The following is an 18,160-nucleotide window of genomic DNA, read 5'->3' as shown; positions in this document are numbered from 1 at the left end:
ACTAGGTCTTATTAAAGTCAAGTTTGGGAAAAATAAAAATTCGGGAAAAGAATCTTTTTTTATTACAGTATTTCAATTGCAATAATTTTAATAGTTTATATTTAATCAAATTATAAAAATTAGTTTGCATCATTAAAAAATATAATTCTTTTATTGATATTTTGTTTGAACTGCAAATAAATATTGGTTCCCACATGGGATTAAACTTATTTTTAAACTGAAATAAACCTTTATTTTTATATGCAATATTTAACATTTGTCCAATAAAATTAATAAGTGCTGAATAAAAACCGTCTTTAAAAATATTTAATGAGGCAGAAAACGGAACTTCTCCTAAACTAACGAATTTAATATTTTCTGCTTTAGCATCTTCATAAATTTGATGAATAATTGCTTCAAGTGTTCCAATTGGTGAATATTTTGTTCTAATTATAGATTCTGTGTGAATTTTATTTCTGCTATTTTGAGAAATTAAAATTGCCCCCAACCATTCATTTTTGTTACTTAGGACATATAATTTGCAATGTGGCAAAAAATCGGTGATAAATAAATTTTTTAATTTCGGCTCTTTAGCATGAGTTGAAATTTTATAGAAATCCCTTAACTTATTTCTATTCACAATTGAATAATCTAACTTGCAAATTTGTCCTTTTCTTAATCCACGTTTAACTAAATGAATTAATGATTTTTTTCTGAAGCAGTTTTTAGAAGTATCTAAAATTGCCTCCATTCCAACTTTTAACGAATAAAAGTTTAGTCTTGAAAGCTCATTTCTAATTTCAAAATTACAACCTCTAATTAACAAATTTGATTCTTTGTTAAATGAATATTCTGAAATTACTTTTTTAAAAATATTTTCATCATTCATATTTGAAGTATAAATCCAACAAATATTATTTTTATTTATAGACTTGGAAGAAAATTCGTTTGATTTATTTATTGTCCAACTTAAAGGCAGTGAATTCATAATTTAATATAACCGATAAGTTTGTAAAATGGGATGTAAATTTTTAAGCAAAAAATAAATATGCGTAAAAATATTTTCGTATTTTGTTAAATGTTGAAATTATATTTATTTTCAGCTGTAAAATTTTGGCGCGTTCGTCTAGTTGGCTTAGGACGCCGCCCTCTCAAGGCGGAGATCACGGGTTCGAATCCCGTACGCGCTACTTTTTTAGATATGAGAAAAATAGATATAAGATTTGAGATTTTAAAATTCGCTTAAAATTAGTTTTCAACAAAATTTATTAAAAACAACTTTCCTAATAATCTTAACTAAAATTTGATAATAGCAGTAAGTAACTGTATTTTTGAAGCTTTAATTTAAGTGATAAATGAAATTTAATATTGTTAAGAAAGATTCAAACTCCAAAGCCCGCGCCGGATTTTTTGAAACTGATCATGGAACTATTGAAACTCCGCGATTTATGCCGGTTGGAACTCAAGGAACCGTGAAAGCTGTTTCTCAAAGAATTTTAAGCGACGAAATAAAAGCTTCAATAATTTTAGGAAATACTTATCATCTTTATTTAAGACCCGGAACTGAAATTCTGGAAAATGCCGGGGGACTTCATAAATTTATGAATTGGAAAAACGCATTGCTTACAGATAGCGGCGGATTTCAAATTTTCAGTTTATCGGAATTACGAAAATTAAAAAGTGATGGAGTTGAATTCAAATCTCATCTGGATGGATCAAAGCATTTTTTTACTCCGCAAAAAGTTATCGAAATTCAGAGAATAATAGGCTCAGATATTATGATGGTTCTAGATGAATGCACTCCTTATCCTTGCGAATATGATTATGCAAAAAAATCTTGCCAGCTTACTTCTGATTGGGCAATAAAAAATAAAGAAGCTTTTGAAAATTCAATCTCAAAATATGGTCATAAACAATTTTTATTCGGAATTGTTCAAGGAAGTGTTTACAAAGATTTGCGAGAAAAATCTGCAAAAGATTTAGTGAACATAAATTTTGACGGATATGCAATTGGTGGATTAGCGGTAGGTGAACCGGCAGAACAAATGTATGATATCACAAATTTTACAACAGATTTTTTACCGGAAAACAAACCAAGATATTTAATGGGAGTTGGGCGACCGGAAAATATTCTCGAATCTATTGAACGGGGAATTGATATGTTTGATTGTGTTATGCCAACCAGAAATGCACGGAATGCGTATCTTTTTACAAGTCAAGGAATTTTAAGTATGCGGAATGCTTCTCATAAAAATAATTTTTCATCTATTGATCCGGAATGCAATTGTTATACTTGCCAAAATTTTACTAAAGCATATTTGCGTCATTTATTTATTTCGAAAGAAATTCTTGCTTTGGAACTTGCTTCAATTCACAACTTAACTTTTTATTTAAATTTAACAAATACTGCAAGAGAAAAAATTATAGACGGAACTTTTTTACAATGGAAAGAAAAAATAATTAGTAAATTAACAACAAATATAAATTCTAATTTGGAGGATTAAATGAATTTACTTTTAGCAATGGCTCCGCAAGGTGCAGACGGCGGCGGAAGTATGATTAGTACTTTAATAATGTTTGGTGCAATCTTTGCAATTTTCTATTTTATGATTATAAGACCTCAACAGAAAAAAGCTAAAGAACGTGATGCGTTATTAAACAGTTTGAAAAAAGGTGATAAAATAATTACCGGAAGTGGAATTCACGGAACTGTAGCCGGTTTGGAAGATACAACAGTTTTAGTTGATGTAGGAAATAACATCAAAATTAAAATGGAAAGAAGTGCAATAGGACAAGTAGTTGCTTCCAAAGAAAGCTAAAATTAATTTTGGAATCCCAACTTTTTTGAAGAGTTGGGGTTCTTTTCAAACATTTGTTTAGTTTCATATCATTATTCACTCATTGAAATTCATTCCAAACTTTTTTATATATTTCATTAAATTTTTTCCGGAGATAATAAATTGAAGAGAATATTATTTATTCTTTTTGTTTTAGCAGTTTTAGCAATTGAAAATCAAGCTCAAAAAAAAGTGTATGTAGCTGAAATTGATGGAACTATTGATTTAGGTTTGGCGCCGTTTGTTAAACGGGTAGTTGATGAAGCGGAGAAAAATTCAGCTTCGGCAATTGTATTTAAAATAAATACTTTTGGCGGAAGAGTTGACGCAGCAACGCAAATTAAAGACGCAATTATAAACAGTAAAGTTAAAACAATTGCATTTATTGATAAACGCGCAATTTCTGCTGGTGCGTTAATTTCATTATCATGTGAAAAAATAATAATGGTTCCGGGAGCTTCAATCGGCGCAACAACAGTAGTTGACGAAGGTGGAACAAAACAATCGGAAAAAGCACAAAGTTATATGCGTGCGGAAATGCGTTCAACAGCAGAGAAAACCGGCAGAAGAACAGATATAGCAGAGGGAATGGTTGATGAAAGAGTTGTAGTTCAAGAATTAAATGATGATAGTACAAAATTAATAACGCTTACTTCCGAAGAAGCATTAAAATATGGAATTGCAGATTCTGTTTTAGATGATATGGATGAAGTTTTAGAATCAATGAATCTTGAAAATGCTGAAGTAATAAATTTAAAAAGTAACTGGGCAGAAGATTTTATAAGATTTTTGAATAATCCAATTATGACTTCAATACTCTTAATGATTGCGATGGTTGGTTTGTTTACTGAAATTAAAACTCCGGGCTGGGGTTTGCCGGGAACTGCCGCGCTTATTGCATTGGCATTATTTTTCGGTTCAGGATATATTCTTGAACTTGCATCAATAATTGAAATTATAATTTTTATTGTAGGATTAGTTTTACTTCTTATTGAAATTTTTGTAATTCCAGGTTTTGGAATTACGGGAATAATTGGAATAATATTAATGTTTGGTAGTTTATTTTTGGGATTAATATCGGATTTCCCTTTATTAGATTGGGGTATAATTTCATTAGCAATTATTCAATTTGCGGCAACACTGCTTCTAACAATATTTGTAATATTTTCAATTTTAAAATTTTTACCAAAATCGGAAATGTGGGGAAATTTAATTTTGAATAAAAACATTGATGAAAAATCAGGATATGCTGCTGATATTAGAGTAAAAGATTTAGTTGGTAAAAATGGAATTGCATTAACTGACTTAAGACCCAGCGGAATTGCATTAATTGAAAATAAAAGGGTGGATGTAGTTACAAGCGGCAATTACATTTCAAAGGATACTAAAATTACCGTAATTAGCGAAGAAGGTTCAAAGGTTGTTGTAGAAATTATATAGAATTCATTAATGTTTTTTATATTTTACAACACCTCCGCCATTTGTGCCGATCCAGATATTTCCGTTTAAATCTTTGCCGATACTACTAATATCATTTGTTGGTAAACCCGAGTTATTTGTTGTAAATAAATTAAAATCGGTTTGAGAATTTACTAACAATAATCCGGATTTTGTTGCAATCCAAAGTGTGTTGTTTATATCTTGATAAAAATTATTAGTATGTTTTTCAGGTAAGGAAAAATCTACTTCTTCCATTATATTATCATTAATCTTAAATATTCCGCCAAGTTTTCCTTCCATTAGTATTGTTGCTAATCCAATCCATAAATTACCTTCTGAATCAGAAATTATATCTTTCACACTATCGCCAACTTTGCTATTCGTATCAGATTGAAAGACTTGCCAATTTCCGGAATTATTCATCTTTCCAGTACTAAATGCATTTGTTCCAACCCAAATATTATTTGTTTTATCAACTTCTACACATGTAATAAAATTACCTGGGATTGAGGAATTACTTGTTCTATAAGTTTGCCAACTTTCACCATTAAATTTTGATAAACCATTTTGTGTCCCAACCCAAATATTTCCTTTGGAATCAAATTCAACATCGGTAATATAATTGCTTAAAAGTTCGGAATTTTCTGAAGTGTAAACAGTCATAATATCACCGATGATGTTTACTAATCCATTATTAGTCGCAATCCAAATGTTTAGATTTTGTTTGCTGATTTTATTAATAACATTTGATGGAAGTTCAGAATTTTCCGATGTTATATTTTTCCAACTATTGCCATTTAAAATAAAAATTCCATTATGGGAAGTGGCAATCCAAACTTTATTATAATTATCAACTAAAATATCTTTTATATAATTATCGGATAAAACAGAATTTTCAGAATTGTAATTTACCCATAATGATGTATCAGCCAATGCTATATTAACAAGGGTTTCTCTGCCAGGATAAACAAATACATATGTGCTATCCGAAGCATACCCATCATATGTATATTTAACTTTGTATTTATCAGGAACTTGATATTTTAATAAATATGGAGTTTTATAATCTTGTAAAATATTATTTAAATAAATATCACAATTTGGGGGAAAGGATTCAAATTTAAGTGAGCCAAAATTTGTTGAATCTTCGTAAAAATTATATTCATAAGTTTTCACTAAACTATCTGAAACGTAAGCGTTAAAAGTATAATCTAAAAATTTATCAAGTTTAAGAGTGAACTTATGCGAGCCTTTTGTTAGGTATTTTATTGTATCGGGCGCTGTTTGACTTATATTTCTGTCATCAACAAATATTGATGCGCCAGCAGGAATTGTTTTAATATAAAAATTTAAATTTGAAATTTCATAATCATAAGGTTCACTTACTGAAACTTTTTTATCGCAAGAAATACTAAGTAACAAAACAATAAGAGAACTTATGATTTTAAAAAAATTATTCAATTTAAATTCTCCGTTAAACCAGGTTTGTAACCAAATGATTTTATATAATCTTGAGTAAACTTAATTGCAAATTTTTGCTTAATAAACGAACCAAAAATACCTCTTCCGCCAATAATATTTGTATAATCACTTTCACTCGTAGTTACCGAAAAATCTTCATCTAATTCAGCTTTGGAAGCATAATATGCTGTAAGATTTTGGTCATAAATTAAAATTTCTAATATAAAAGAATACACAGTATAATTTTCTTTATTTTCGTCACCTAAAGAAATTTCTTGCATAGCTCTGTTAAAAGCATCCATTTCGACATTAATTTTATCTGAATTGGATGGTTCAGGATAATATGGAACATATTCAGAATTTTCGAAAACATATTTTCTTGGTACTTCCTTTTGATATCTAATTGATTTCCCATTTTCATTTTTAAAATAAATAATTAAAAATCTAGAAGCAGTATATAATTGCTGTTCATCATCCCAAAAAATTGTCACATTATTTTTTTCTTCAGGGGGAATTATTTTATCGCTGTCTCCATTAAAAGAAACTTTTTTTGGTGTTTTTGTAAATGCTCTTAATTTTCTTCCATCATTCAAAATTGCTTCTAATTCGTATTCCGTATCAGGTTTTGTAATAAAATTATTATTGAAATATGATGTTAAAGAATTTTCCGAATTACTGGATTGCATAACTGTATCTGAAAAAATCTTTACTGAATCATCAAAGAAAATTCTGACATAAGCATTATCAATTGAATGATTATTTGTGTCAGAATTTGGATTAAAATTTTCTACAAAATAATTTTTGGATAAATATGCTGATTGAAAAGCTCTATCATTTTTCAAAACACAATTTAAAATAAAAACGTCTTCTCCCTTTACAAAAGGATTAAGATCATCTTCGCAGCTTATATTAAGAATTATAAAAATAAACAACGAAAAATATTTTAATAATATTTTCACAATTCTACCTTTAATGTTGCTGTTGGTAAAAATGGAAGCATATTTACTCTTTCTCCGGTTTCGCGATTGAAGTACAAAATATTTTTTCTATCATAAACATTTAGCACACTAAAGTTAAATGTCATATTCAATTTTGAGATACTTATTTTTTTTGATAATGTTAAATCAAGTCTATGATAATCCGGTAATCTTGCAATATTTTTATCGCCTAAAAGCGTATATGGAAGAGTTGAATCAAAATAATCTTCATTAAAATATATGTCGTTCACATAATATTTATCATAATAGCCGGTTAACTGAGTAAACGGCAAACCAGAATTATAAATCCACATTGCAGAGAATAACCAGCCGGCACCAATATTTAATGCAAAGCCGGTATTTAAACTATGCCTTATATCATACTTTGGATAATAAATCCAGCCATCAACAGTTTTATATGACCATGAATTTGAATATGATGCGGTAATATTTATAACTTCATCATTATATCCTATAGAAGTTTCCCAACCATAAGCTTCGCCTTCTCCGGCAATGAAATCACGGTCGGAATCATAAATTTTATTTTCATTTACTGCGGGAAGATTTTCAGTTAATTTATAATAACCTTCCAAACTAAAGGATAAGTTTTCAATTAATCGTAAAGTTATTCCACCAATATAATGTGTTGAACTTGTCGGTTGAAGATAATCCGGAGTAATTAACCAAGGTTCAAATAAAGTTAAAATTTGGTCTTCTTTTGTAAGTGTTATTAAATCCTGCTGATATTTTCCCCAAGCTAATTTTATAGATACTTGCGGAATAAAACTGTATGTAATATTAATTCTTGGATCAATTGTGCTTCCATTGTTATTTGATAATTGTGCGATATTTAATCTAGCTCCAAGATCAATTCCCAGATTATCAAATCTCAAAAATTTATATTTAGCATAAGCCGCTATTTGACTTCCTTTAGAAATAATATCCGAAACTGCACCTCTGCTATTTTCCAACTTCAATTTCGTTTGAATATCTTTTATATCAAATCCAAGTATCGCTTCATCTCTGCTATCAAAAACGTAATTAAAATTTGCTTTGAATGAAACATCTCTAACATCATTTAATTGAGGTTTTACATTACTGAGTTTTGGAATAATTTCACCTTGATAAGTACTAAGTGTAATACCCATATCCCAAAAAACAGGACTATTATTTGCAACTTGCATCCATTTTATTCCAAACAAATTATTCTTCCATAAATAATCTTCCGAAAGTTCACTGTCTCTATTGATTTTATCTTGACTTGAAAATCCGTGAAGAATTATTTTTGTGCCTTCACTTATTTCTTGATCGGAATAATTTACTTTAAAAGAGAAATCATAAAAATCCAAAGGAACATCTTGATTATTTAAAAATTTTTTAAAGATACTGTTTGAATAAGTTTTTCTTGCGGAGATAATATACGAGCCTGAAGGAATTGGTCCTTCTAATAAAACTTTACCAGTTAATAAACTTATTGATCCGTTAGCATTAAAATTATTTTTATTTCCATCTTTTGTAATAATATTTAAAACGGAAGAAACCTTTCCTCCAAATTCTGCCGGAAATCCTCCCTTATATAATTCCATACTATTTACAATTTCAGGATCAAAAATGCTGAAAATGCCAAGCGCATGAAAGGGATTATAAACCGGTGAGCCATTCAGCAAAACTAAATTTTGATCAGATGAACCGCCTCTAACATAATATCTTGATGAAATATCTCCGGTAGTTTTTACACCAGGTACGTATTGCAAAGATCTAAATAAATCTGTTTCAACTCCTTGAGGTAAGGATTCCAATTCCTTCATAGAAATTACTTGAAGACCAACATCAGTTGCATTTGTTTCAATTTTTTTTTGTCCTACTTTTTCCACTGTCTGTAATTCAAAACTTGTAGGTTTTAATGATATATCTACTTTAGTTACACGGTTAGCTTGAACAACAAATTGAATTTCTTTGTTTTCATATCCAACATAACTTGCAAGTATTGTGTAATTATTATTAGGAGGAATTGAAGTGAAAATGAAATACCCATTTTCATTTGTTGAAGCTCCAAGTTGCAATTCTTTGATTAAAACATTTGCATAAAGAAGAGATTCGCCGGAATTAATATCTGTAACATGTCCTCTTATTGTTCCAACATTCTGAGCTTCTAATTTTATTTGAGAAGAAATTAAAAGAAATAAAATAATAATATTGAAATAATTTTTGATATTACTCATTAAAAGAAATTCCGCAAATACTGCAAATCAAATTAAGGAACAGATTACTTCTTAGTAAAATTGATTAACATTAAAATTCAAAAAAATGTAAAAATTAATACACCAAAATTTACAGTAATTTCACGGTATTAATATTTGTTGAATTATCTGTTTTTCTATTTTGTTTTAAATTATTTTGATTATCCATTCCTTCCATTAACATTGACATTTGCAAGTTTGTTTTCGATTCGGAAAATTCAACCAAACCTTTTGTGTTATTAAATTTAACTCTTCCGCTTCCATCTAATTTGGGATTATCAAAAGTATATTTAATTTTATTTTCAGTAACCACATTATTTCCATTAACACTCATTAATAATGTTGAAGAAATATTTGCAATTGTATCATCATCAAAATTCAAATTATTAACTTTAAATATTGCCGTATTTTCTACCTCAAAAACTGCAAGCGGAGTATTAAATTTTAATTCCCAAGTTGAATTTACTCCAACTTCATCCTCAGAAATTACTTTAAAAACTTGTTGAACTAACGGCATCAAAGTTCCGTTTGCAATATTATACTTCATTTTTTCTTTGGTTTGCTTTGATAATGTATCTGGAACTTGCTGAATTGATAAAATGTTATTTATAATTTTCTCAATTTTATCAACTTTTGTAACTTGACCAATTGTATTTACATAAACCTTGAATGGAACTTTTTTTACAGCTTCATAATCAACAAATTGAATTTTTTCTCTTGTGCTGTAAATATATTTTGAATCATATTTAATTGATTGTTTATTAAAATTTGATTCAGCAACAATTGAAGAAATTGATGCAGTTAGTTCTGTTCCTTCAATTTCCGAAATGTTGTTAACAACAAAATTAAAAACGTATGTTACATTTTGCTTGATAACATTTGTAAGTGTTGTATCGGCGGCAATTGATTCAGAATTTACTGAAGATGTATTTAACATGTAACTGAATTTATCGCCTTTTTTAAATTTGTACTGAAGCTGTATTTTTGGTCCAACAACTTCTTCTTTGGCAATTTGTTCGGATTTTTCAATTCCATCTTTTTTTCCCAAATCACTTTTTTCTTCTTTTTTATCACCGCAAGCCGCTAATGCAATTACTATTGAAAAAATAAAAATTTTTAAGCTCATTTTATTCCTTAATTCTAATACAATAAAAATTGTTTTCTAATTTTTTTAAACTCATTTAATTTTGATTGATATGATTCAATAATTTCATTCGGTGTTTTTCCGGAAAGTATATCTTTCCTAAAATTATCACTACCCCAAAGTCTATCAATAGAATTTTCCCTAAAAGAAAAATTTTCCGGATACAATTTATGAAATGTATGAATCAATTTTACAGAAAATTCAATCGGATTGAATATATTTCTGTTTGTAACTTTTATTAAAATTCCGTTACACTTTTCATTTTTATATTTTGGATTAGAAGCCATGTTGGGAATTTCAATCGGCGTAAAATTTGAATCTTTTAATTTTACTCCAGCCGAATTATATTTATTCATTTCATCAATTACATTTTCAGAATTTATATATGGACTTCCAATTAATGTAAAAGGTGAATTAGTTCCTCGTCCTTCCGAAATATTAATTCCTTCAATTAAACATAAACCGGGATAAACAATTGCCGTTTCTAAAATTGGAATATTCGGACTTGGATTTATCCATTTTAAATTGCAATCACCAAAATAAAATTCACGTTTCCAATTTTTCATTTTTATGATTTTTAATTCTGCCGGAATTTTTGTCTTTAAAATTTTTGGTTGATTAAAATAATTAGCCAATTCACCAATTGTCATTCCATGTTGAATTGGTAATTCCGTAATTCCAACAAATGATGTAAAATTTGAATCCAGCATTGGTCCATTTACATTTATTCCATTTATCGGATTTGGTCTATCCAAAATTAATATTGGAATATTATTTTCCGAAGCAGCTTGAATGGCATAATACATTGTTGAAATATAAGTGTAAAATCTTGCGCCAACATCTTGAATATCAAAAATCAACAGATCAATATTTTGCAAATATTCTTGTGTAGGTTTTCGAATATTTCCGTAAAGTGAGCGAATTGGAATTCCGGTTTTTGAATCGACACTATCATTTATAATTGTGCCATCAGAAGCATTTCCGCGAATTCCATGTTCTGGTCCAAATAAGCAAGCAATATTAATGTTATTTAATTTTGATAAAGTATCAACAAGATGAATTCCACTTTTTAAAATTGCAGTATGATTTGTAATTATTCCGAGATTTTTATTTTCAATTAAATTTAAATTCTCGGAAACCAAAACATCAGCGCCGGTATAAACTTCAATTTTGTTTTCAATTTTTTCTTTGCATGAAAAGTTGATTACAATAAAACTGAAAAAAATTAGATAAAATATTTTTTTGCCAATTGCCATGCTGATAAAGTTAACCCATCCCAAATTATATTTTGCGAAATTTTATTTTCAAAATCTTGAATAGTAAATTCTAAAAGTTCGAATTCTTCGGTCAAATCTGAAGGGAGCGGAGATTTGATTAAATCTGTTGCAATAAAAACGGAACACATTTCATTTGAAACTCCGGTGTATGGAGAAAACTCTCCAATGAATTTTAGATTTCCGGTAAATCCGGTTTCCTCTCTTAATTCTTTTAAAGCATTCACTTCTTTTGATAAATTACCATCAATTGAACCGCAAGGAAATTCCAAACTTTCTTTTTGATTTAAATATCTGAATTGATTTGTGAGCAGAATTTTTGAATTACTTAATTTTGGAATAACCATTGTGGAGCCGGGGGAGTGAACATAATGATATTCACTCCTTGTAACTCCTTCAATTTCAAATTGATCTAATTTGTAAGTCCAATGTTTATTTGTGAATAAAACTTTTTCGGAAAGTTTCATCCATTTTTTCAGACTCATTAAAATCCGTTATTTTCTAATAATTCTTTTCTTGAGAAGAAATGAGAAATTTCTATTGCAGCATTTTCATCGGAATCCGAACCGTGAACAATATTTTTTTCTATACTTTCTGCGAAAAGTTTTCTGATTGTTCCTTCTTCTGCATTTGCCGGATTTGTTGCTCCAATTAATTTTCTAAAATCTGCAACTGCATTTTCTTTCTCTAAAGCAATTGGAACACAAGGACCAGAAGTCATATAAACTAATAAATCATTAAAGAATGGTCGTTCTTTATGAATTGCATAAAATCCGCCGGCAGAATCATTTGTTAATTTTACCATTTTCATTGCTAAAATTTTAAATCCGGCCTCATTTATTTTTTGAATTACTTGTCCAATTAATTTTTTTTCAACGCAATCCGGTTTAAGAATTGCTAAAGTTCTGTTGCTCAAAATGGTTCTCCGTAATTATAAATTAAAAAATACTAAATTCTTCAAGTGATGTCATTCTAAAGAGTCCGTCTCCGTTTGTTAACTGATGACAGACGACGTGATAATCTCTAAAAAATATTTTTGTAAAAGATTTCTCACCCAACAAAAATGTTGGAATTCGAAATGACAAATTGTTCAACAATTATTTTTTCATTGCCAATGCTTTTTGCATATTAATTCCAATTTCAGCGGGACTTTCCACAACATGAATTCCGGCTTTCTTCATTACTTTCATTTTTTCTGAAGCAGTTCCTTTTCCACCGGAAATTATTGCACCCGCATGACCCATTCTTCTTCCGGGAGGAGCTGTTTGTCCGGCAATAAATCCAACAACCGGTTTCTTAACATTTTTCTTAATGAATTCTGCAGCGGTTTCTTCAGCAGTTCCGCCAATTTCTCCGATCATTACAATTCCTTCAGTATTCGGATCATCATTAAATAATTTTATAATATCAATAAATTGTGAACCTACAACCGGATCACCGCCAATTCCAACGCAAGTTGATTGACCGATATTTAAATCGCTTAATTGTTTTACTGCTTCGTAAGTTAAAGTTCCACTTCTAGAAACTACACCAACTTTCCCTTTTTTATGAATAAATCCAGGCATAATTCCAATTTTTGCTTTTCCGGGAGAAATTATTCCGGGGCAATTTGGACCAATTAATCTAACATCTTTATTTTTAATTACATTGTAAACTTGAACCATATCTTTTGCGGGAATTCCTTCAGTAATACAAATAACTAATTTTATTCCGGCATTGGCAGCTTCAAGAATTGCGTCTGCTGCAAAAGCCGGCGGTACAAATATTACAGAAGCTTCAGCTTTTGTTTTTGTAACTGCATCGGCAACAGTGTTAAAAACCGGTAAGCCAAGATGTTCGGTTCCGCCTTTACCTGGTGTAACTCCGGCAACAACGTTTGTTCCATATTCAATCATTTGTCCGGCGTGAAACGAACCTTCACTTCCGGTAATTCCTTGCACAACAACTTTTGTTTTCTTATCAAGTAAAATGCTCATTAGAAATTCCTTGAATATTTTTATTATTAAACTTGATTCAAAACTTAATAAAATTTTGCGTAAAATATTTGAAGAATTTGGAAGTGTTATTATGATGATTTAAAATAAATTTTCGTCACCAAAAAATTTAGTGACGAAAGCTAAATTTATAAATTAATTGATTTTTGGTTTCACCGGATTTTCAACATCCATATCTCTAAACTTAGATTCCAATTTTGCGGGATTGTGAATTAAAGTTGGCAAACATTGTGTGCAAATCCAAGTTGGGATTTGTGAAAATCTTATTGAAACCAAAGGAACAATTATTTCTTCTCTTTCACAGCTAATGCATTTATGTATTTCAGACATTTTACTTCCTTTTTGATTTTTGAATAAATAGTTGGAAATAATATAAAATTTTACTAATAATTACTTTAAACTTGATTTTTTTTATTTCAGAATTTCGATTGTAAAACTCAATAACAAATCTTCTTCAAACTGATTTGCCATTAATTGCATTCCAATTGGAAGCCCTTTATTATCGAATCCGATTGGAATATTTAAACCGGGAATTCCGGCTAAATTGGCCGAAGTTGTGTAAATATCGCTCAAATACATTTGAAGAGGATCGCTTGATTTCTCGCCAATTTTAAACGCAGTTGTTGGAGAAGTCGGAGTTAAAATTATATCAACTTTTTTGAATGCATTATCAAAATCTTCTTTTATTAATCTTCTAACTTTTTGAGCTTTTCTGTAATAAGCATCGTAATATCCGGCAGATAAAACATATGTGCCAAGCATAATTCTGCGTTTAACTTCTTTGCCAAATCCTTCCGATCGGGATTTTGTGTACATTTCACGCAATCCAACTTTTTGATTTGTTCTGTAACCATAACGAGCTCCGTCAAATCTTGCTAAATTTGATGAAGCTTCAGCTGTTGTTAGAATGTAATATGTTGCGATCGAAAATTCAGTCATTGGTAAATTAATTTCTACAATTTCAAAACCTTTAGATTTGATTAATTCCAACTGTTTATCAATTGCAGATTTTATTTCTGAATCCAAACCTTCTGCAAAATATTCTTTAGGAATTCCAATTTTTACTTTTTCAATTTTATTGGAAAAAGATGAATAATTTGGAACAGATTTATTTTCCGATGTCGAATCATTTTGATCAAAACCCGAAAGTACTTCTTGAACTATAGAAATATCATATATATTTTTTGCGAAACTTCCAATCGAATCAAAAGATGAAGCGAAAGCATTTAATCCAAATCTTGAAACTCTGCCGTAACTTGGTTTCATACCAAAAATTCCGCAAAATGCTGCTGGTTGGCGAATTGATCCACCCGTATCCGTTCCGATTGCAGCATCGCATAAATCTGCTGCGACTGCCGCTGCCGAACCGCCGCTTGATCCGCCGGTTACATATTCTTGATTAATTGGATTTTTTACCGGACCAAAATATGAGTTTTCATTTGATGAACCCATTGCAAATTCATCGCAATTGGTTTTGCCAATAATTATTGCATCTTCATCAATTAATTTTTGAATTGCTGTTGCAGTATATAATGATTCAAAATTTTCTAAAATTTTTGATGAGCAAGTAAGCGGTTTATTTTTAATTGCCAAAACATCTTTAACAGCAATTACCATTCCCGCAAGTTTTCCGGCAGTTCTGTTTTTAATTTTTTCTTGAATAATTTCAACAGAATTTAAAGAATCTTCAAAAACAAAATTGAACGCATTTAAACTTTTATTTTGTTCAATTCTTTCTAAAAAGTTTTGAACATTTTCTACAAGCGATAATTTTTCGGATTTGATTAAATCTAATTTTTCCGAGTGATTTTTATACGTTAGCAATATCAGAAATCCGAATTATTTTTTAGATTTTATATCATCTTTAACATCGGTAATATCTTCTTCAACTTCTTTGATGGCTTTTTTAAATTCCTTCATACCTTTGCCAACGCCTTGAGCAAGTTCGGGAATTTTCTTTGCGCCGAAAAGAAGAATTATTGCAACGATAATTAAAATTATTTCTGTTGCGCCTAAACTTCCAAACATAATTACCTCAATTTATTATTTTAATTTATTGACTATTGATTTGAAAATTAATTGTCCGTCTGTATTATTTAAAATTGATTCGCAAGCTCTTTCCGGATGCGGCATCATTCCAAGAACATTTCCATTTTTATTTGATATTCCGGCAATATTAAGTTTTGAACCATTTGGATTTGATTTTTCATCTACAAATCCATTTTCGTTTACATATTCAAAAATTATCTGATTATTTTCTTTCAGTGTATTTAAAGTTTCATCATCTGCAAAATAATTTCCTTCACCATGTGCAATTGGAATTTTAATTACATCTTTATCAATTTGATTTGTAAAAGTAGAATTCTTATTTGCAACTTTTAAGAAAACATCTTTACAAACAAATTTTAGCGATTCATTTTTTATCATAACTCCGGGCAATAAACCAGCTTCAAGCAAAACTTGAAATCCGTTACAAATTCCGATTACAATTCCGCCTTTATTTGCAAACGAAATTACGTATTCCATAATTGGCGAAAATCTTGCAATAGCTCCGGTTCTTAGATAATCTCCGTAAGAAAATCCGCCGGGAAGAATTATAGCATCGCAATTTTTTAAATCTGTTTCTTTATGCCAAAGAAATTCGGCATCATAACCTAAAACTTTTTTAACTGCAAAATATGCATCGTGATCACAATTAGATCCGGGAAATTCTACGACTCCAAATTTAGGCTTCATTTACTTCTTCAATTTTAAATTCAAAATCTTCCATAATAGGATTGCTTAATAATTTTTCTGAATATTCTTTGATCTCTTTTTCGGCAAAATTTTTATCATTTGCATTCACAAAAAATTCTACATATTTGCCAATTCTTGTGTTAGATACATTTGAAAATCCCAAAAGTTTTGCGCCTTGTTCGGCGGCTTTTCCTTGAGGATCAAGAATATCTTTTCTTGTTCTAATTATTACTGTTGCTTTGTACAATTTTCACTCAAAATTTATTTATAAAAATTTTTTAAAATTTTATGCAATTATTTTTTTTACAAAATGCCTAATTATACCGAATAATACAATACCTAAAATTATGAAAAACAATGCGGTTCCGTCTGTTAAAAATGTTAAGATTAATCCAATGATTGTAAGCCCCAAATAATATGGTTTTCCGCGCAAAGTGCTTTTATTCAATTTTGGAAATGCGGAATATTTAATACTGCTTACCATTAAAATTGATAAAATAATTACAAGTGGAATTGATACAAAAAATAACGGCTGAACAAATTCTCCGTTATTGTAAACATAATAAACAAACATTGCAACTGTTATTGCAGAAAGGGGAATAGGCAATCCTTTAAAATCACTTTTAGTTTCCAAATCTTCTATTTGCGAATTAAAACGCGCTAATCTTAAAGCTCCGAAAATTAATAACAATGCGCTGATTCCAATTCCAATTCCATCTAATTTATAAAAGTGAAAACTGAAAATTAAAAATGCCGGAGCCGCGCCAAAACTTACAATATCTGCAAGCGAATCTAATTCAACTCCAAATTGGCTTGAAGTTTTTAAAAGTCGGGCAACAATTCCGTCAATCAAATCAAAAATTGCTGCGGCAAAAATCATAACAGCGGCAAGTTGAAAATCACCTTTGCTTGTAAAAATTATTGATAAAAATCCGCTTAATAAACTAAACGAAGTAATTGTGTTGGGAATATAAGATTTCTTCATTATTTATTTATCTCAAACAAAATTGTTTCACCGGCGGTTGTTAAATCACCTTCTTCAACTAAAATTTTCCAACTTTTTGGAACAATTACATCAACTCTGCTGCCGAATTTTATCATTCCGAATCTTTCTCCAATTTTTACGCTATCGCTTAAATTCAAATCATAAACAATTCTACGCGCAACCATTCCCGCAACTTGAGTAAATAAAACTTTCCCAAATTTTGATGTTATTCCAATTTCAGATCTTTCATTTCGTTTATCTGCTTTATCATGATATGCAACTAAATATTCACCTTTTATATATTTCAAAAAATCTACTTTTCCATCAATCGGAATTCTATTAACGTGAACATTTAAAGGCGACATAAAAATAGAAATTTGAGTTGCGTCTTCATTTAAAAATCTTTCTTCAAATACATTTTTAATAATTAAAACTTTCCCATCAGCAGGCGAAACAACAATATTTTCAATTTTAGGAGTATTTCTTTCCGGATCTCTAAAAAAGTTTAGAGTAAAAATGAGAAGTAAAACTCCTAAAATAAAAAAAGGAAAACGTATATAACTGGTTTCAATAAATATTGAAAATAAAATCAGCAGAAAAGAAATAAATGCTGCAATTCCAATTGTTGAGTAACCGTATTTAGTAAGCATAACAATATTGAATATTATTGAAAGAACAAAAGTAATATATTAATACAATAATTTCATTAAATTTAATTTTACAAAATAGAACTTTGAAAACGAAAAATAAATTTTTGGAGGAAAAATGAAGGGAAATATGGCTGGAATGATGAAGCAAATCCAGAAAATGCAAGCTGAAATGCAGAAAGCTCAAGAAAATTTAGCTAATAAAACAGTTACTGCAGAAAGCGGCGGCGGAATGGTTAAAGCAACTGCAAACGGACAAAAAGAATTAATTTCGTTGCAGATTGATGATGAAATTGCAAAATCCGGTGATAAAGAAATGATGGAAGATTTAATTGTTGCCGCAGTAAATAAAGCTTTAGAATCTGCCGGTAAAATGGCAGAAGAAGATTTGGCAAGTGTTACAAAAGGTATGATTCCTCCAGGTTTAAATATTCCGGGTTTCTAAT

Annotated in this window: 21 protein-coding genes and 1 tRNA gene; 5 read left to right on the top strand and 17 right to left on the bottom strand. The window is 29.5% G+C overall.

The features are described from left to right. Window position 1: 1 nt before the first annotated feature. The gene (locus IPH62_18610) at window positions 2-967 is read right to left on the bottom strand and encodes a DUF2156 domain-containing protein (GenBank protein MBK7107290.1); all 966 of its coding nucleotides are present in this window, start codon (window positions 965-967) and stop codon (window positions 2-4) included. A 127-nt stretch (window positions 968-1,094) separates the two neighbouring features. Here IPH62_18610 and IPH62_18605 point away from each other — a divergent pair. From IPH62_18605 to IPH62_18590, 4 genes are all read left to right on the top strand, one after another. Further along, window positions 1,095-1,169, top strand: a tRNA-Glu gene (locus tag IPH62_18605). A gap of 165 nt (window positions 1,170-1,334) precedes the next feature. Beyond that, complete coding sequence (gene tgt, locus IPH62_18600; protein ID MBK7107289.1) at window positions 1,335-2,483, top strand: tRNA guanosine(34) transglycosylase Tgt; 1,149 nt, start codon at window positions 1,335-1,337, stop codon at window positions 2,481-2,483. Next, the gene (gene yajC, locus IPH62_18595; protein ID MBK7107288.1) at window positions 2,484-2,798 is read left to right on the top strand and encodes a preprotein translocase subunit YajC; all 315 of its coding nucleotides are present in this window, start codon (window positions 2,484-2,486) and stop codon (window positions 2,796-2,798) included. A gap of 141 nt (window positions 2,799-2,939) precedes the next feature. Beyond that, window positions 2,940-4,256, top strand: a complete 1,317-nt coding sequence (locus tag IPH62_18590; GenBank protein ID MBK7107287.1) for a nodulation protein NfeD — start codon at window positions 2,940-2,942, stop codon at window positions 4,254-4,256. A gap of 6 nt (window positions 4,257-4,262) precedes the next feature. On the opposite strand, the gene IPH62_18585 is transcribed toward IPH62_18590, so the two are convergent. From IPH62_18585 to IPH62_18510, 16 genes are all read right to left on the bottom strand, one after another. Beyond that, on the bottom strand, window positions 4,263-5,717 hold the full coding sequence (locus IPH62_18585) for a PEGA domain-containing protein (GenBank protein ID MBK7107286.1): 1,455 nt from the start codon (window positions 5,715-5,717) through the stop codon (window positions 4,263-4,265). Further along, window positions 5,714-6,676 carry a hypothetical protein gene (locus IPH62_18580; protein MBK7107285.1) on the bottom strand — a complete coding sequence of 321 codons (963 nt, stop codon included), beginning with the start codon at window positions 6,674-6,676 and terminating at the stop codon, window positions 5,714-5,716. The genes IPH62_18585 and IPH62_18580 overlap by 4 nt, the downstream gene beginning before the upstream one ends. Next, a complete protein-coding gene (locus IPH62_18575) occupies window positions 6,673-8,916 on the bottom strand; it encodes a TonB-dependent receptor (GenBank protein MBK7107284.1) in 2,244 nt (747 codons plus the stop codon). The genes IPH62_18580 and IPH62_18575 overlap by 4 nt, the downstream gene beginning before the upstream one ends. Window positions 8,917-9,025: 109 nt before the next feature. Then, window positions 9,026-10,060, bottom strand: coding sequence for a hypothetical protein (locus IPH62_18570; GenBank protein ID MBK7107283.1), 1,035 nt, complete (start codon window positions 10,058-10,060; stop codon window positions 9,026-9,028). 14 nt (window positions 10,061-10,074) lie between these two features. Further along, on the bottom strand, window positions 10,075-11,334 hold the full coding sequence (locus IPH62_18565; protein MBK7107282.1) for a DUF1343 domain-containing protein: 1,260 nt from the start codon (window positions 11,332-11,334) through the stop codon (window positions 10,075-10,077). Beyond that, on the bottom strand, window positions 11,304-11,837 hold the full coding sequence (locus tag IPH62_18560; GenBank protein ID MBK7107281.1) for an NUDIX hydrolase: 534 nt from the start codon (window positions 11,835-11,837) through the stop codon (window positions 11,304-11,306). The genes IPH62_18565 and IPH62_18560 overlap by 31 nt, the downstream gene beginning before the upstream one ends. Then, a complete protein-coding gene (ndk, locus tag IPH62_18555) occupies window positions 11,837-12,268 on the bottom strand; it encodes a nucleoside-diphosphate kinase (GenBank protein ID MBK7107280.1) in 432 nt (143 codons plus the stop codon). Before ndk ends, IPH62_18560 begins: the two co-directional genes overlap by 1 nt. Before the next feature lie 22 nt (window positions 12,269-12,290). Next, window positions 12,291-12,437, bottom strand: coding sequence for a hypothetical protein (locus IPH62_18550; protein ID MBK7107279.1), 147 nt, complete (start codon window positions 12,435-12,437; stop codon window positions 12,291-12,293). Between the two features lie 12 nt (window positions 12,438-12,449). Beyond that, on the bottom strand, window positions 12,450-13,328 hold the full coding sequence (gene sucD, locus IPH62_18545; GenBank protein MBK7107278.1) for a succinate--CoA ligase subunit alpha: 879 nt from the start codon (window positions 13,326-13,328) through the stop codon (window positions 12,450-12,452). Window positions 13,329-13,481: 153 nt separating this feature from the next. Then, window positions 13,482-13,676, bottom strand: a complete 195-nt coding sequence (locus IPH62_18540; GenBank protein ID MBK7107277.1) for a hypothetical protein — start codon at window positions 13,674-13,676, stop codon at window positions 13,482-13,484. Between the two features lie 81 nt (window positions 13,677-13,757). Continuing rightward, window positions 13,758-15,170: an Asp-tRNA(Asn)/Glu-tRNA(Gln) amidotransferase subunit GatA gene (gene gatA, locus IPH62_18535; GenBank protein ID MBK7107276.1), complete on the bottom strand. Its 1,413-nt coding sequence runs from the start codon at window positions 15,168-15,170 to the stop codon at window positions 13,758-13,760. A 15-nt stretch (window positions 15,171-15,185) separates the two neighbouring features. Next, window positions 15,186-15,374, bottom strand: coding sequence for a twin-arginine translocase TatA/TatE family subunit (gene tatA, locus IPH62_18530; protein ID MBK7107275.1), 189 nt, complete (start codon window positions 15,372-15,374; stop codon window positions 15,186-15,188). A 15-nt stretch (window positions 15,375-15,389) separates the two neighbouring features. Beyond that, window positions 15,390-16,082 (bottom strand): phosphoribosylformylglycinamidine synthase subunit PurQ, encoded by a 693-nt coding sequence (purQ, locus tag IPH62_18525; protein ID MBK7107274.1) that lies wholly within the window; start codon window positions 16,080-16,082, stop codon window positions 15,390-15,392. Beyond that, window positions 16,072-16,329: a phosphoribosylformylglycinamidine synthase subunit PurS gene (gene purS / locus IPH62_18520; protein MBK7107273.1), complete on the bottom strand. Its 258-nt coding sequence runs from the start codon at window positions 16,327-16,329 to the stop codon at window positions 16,072-16,074. The genes purQ and purS overlap by 11 nt, the downstream gene beginning before the upstream one ends. 39 nt (window positions 16,330-16,368) lie before the next feature. Next, window positions 16,369-17,067 (bottom strand): CDP-diacylglycerol--serine O-phosphatidyltransferase, encoded by a 699-nt coding sequence (gene pssA, locus IPH62_18515; GenBank protein ID MBK7107272.1) that lies wholly within the window; start codon window positions 17,065-17,067, stop codon window positions 16,369-16,371. Further along, complete coding sequence (locus IPH62_18510) at window positions 17,067-17,717, bottom strand: phosphatidylserine decarboxylase family protein (protein MBK7107271.1); 651 nt, start codon at window positions 17,715-17,717, stop codon at window positions 17,067-17,069. Before IPH62_18510 ends, pssA begins: the two co-directional genes overlap by 1 nt. 115 nt (window positions 17,718-17,832) lie before the next feature. On the opposite strand from IPH62_18510, the gene IPH62_18505 reads away from it, so the two are divergent. Then, complete coding sequence (locus IPH62_18505; GenBank protein ID MBK7107270.1) at window positions 17,833-18,159, top strand: YbaB/EbfC family nucleoid-associated protein; 327 nt, start codon at window positions 17,833-17,835, stop codon at window positions 18,157-18,159. Window position 18,160 lies beyond the last annotated feature (1 nt).

The organism is Ignavibacteriota bacterium (assembly GCA_016708125.1).
Classification (GTDB): domain Bacteria; phylum Bacteroidota; class Ignavibacteria; order Ignavibacteriales; family Melioribacteraceae.
Note: the sequence above shows the minus strand (reverse complement) of the source record. Positions and strands in the feature narration are given on the sequence as shown.

Bases quoted from the DNA above. Each gene is read 5' to 3' on its own strand.
- tatA (MBK7107275.1), bottom strand. From the start codon at position 15,374: ATGTTTGGAAGTTTAGGCGCAACAGAAATAATTTTAATTATCGTTGCA.
- sucD (MBK7107278.1), bottom strand. From the start codon at position 13,328: ATGAGCATTTTACTTGATAAGAAAACAAAAGTTGTTGTGCAAGGAATT.
- IPH62_18570 (MBK7107283.1), bottom strand. From the start codon at position 10,060: ATGAGCTTAAAAATTTTTATTTTTTCAATAGTAATTGCATTAGCGGCT.
- IPH62_18505 (MBK7107270.1), top strand. From the start codon at position 17,833: ATGAAGGGAAATATGGCTGGAATGATGAAGCAAATCCAGAAAATGCAA.
- IPH62_18540 (MBK7107277.1), bottom strand. From the start codon at position 13,676: ATGTCTGAAATACATAAATGCATTAGCTGTGAAAGAGAAGAAATAATT.
- tgt (MBK7107289.1), top strand. From the start codon at position 1,335: ATGAAATTTAATATTGTTAAGAAAGATTCAAACTCCAAAGCCCGCGCC.
- yajC (MBK7107288.1), top strand. From the start codon at position 2,484: ATGAATTTACTTTTAGCAATGGCTCCGCAAGGTGCAGACGGCGGCGGA.
- IPH62_18610 (MBK7107290.1), bottom strand. From the start codon at position 967: ATGAATTCACTGCCTTTAAGTTGGACAATAAATAAATCAAACGAATTT.
- IPH62_18560 (MBK7107281.1), bottom strand. From the start codon at position 11,837: ATGAGTCTGAAAAAATGGATGAAACTTTCCGAAAAAGTTTTATTCACA.
- IPH62_18510 (MBK7107271.1), bottom strand. From the start codon at position 17,717: ATGCTTACTAAATACGGTTACTCAACAATTGGAATTGCAGCATTTATT.
- IPH62_18575 (MBK7107284.1), bottom strand. From the start codon at position 8,916: ATGAGTAATATCAAAAATTATTTCAATATTATTATTTTATTTCTTTTA.
- purQ (MBK7107274.1), bottom strand. From the start codon at position 16,082: ATGAAGCCTAAATTTGGAGTCGTAGAATTTCCCGGATCTAATTGTGAT.
- IPH62_18565 (MBK7107282.1), bottom strand. From the start codon at position 11,334: ATGGCAATTGGCAAAAAAATATTTTATCTAATTTTTTTCAGTTTTATT.
- pssA (MBK7107272.1), bottom strand. From the start codon at position 17,067: ATGAAGAAATCTTATATTCCCAACACAATTACTTCGTTTAGTTTATTA.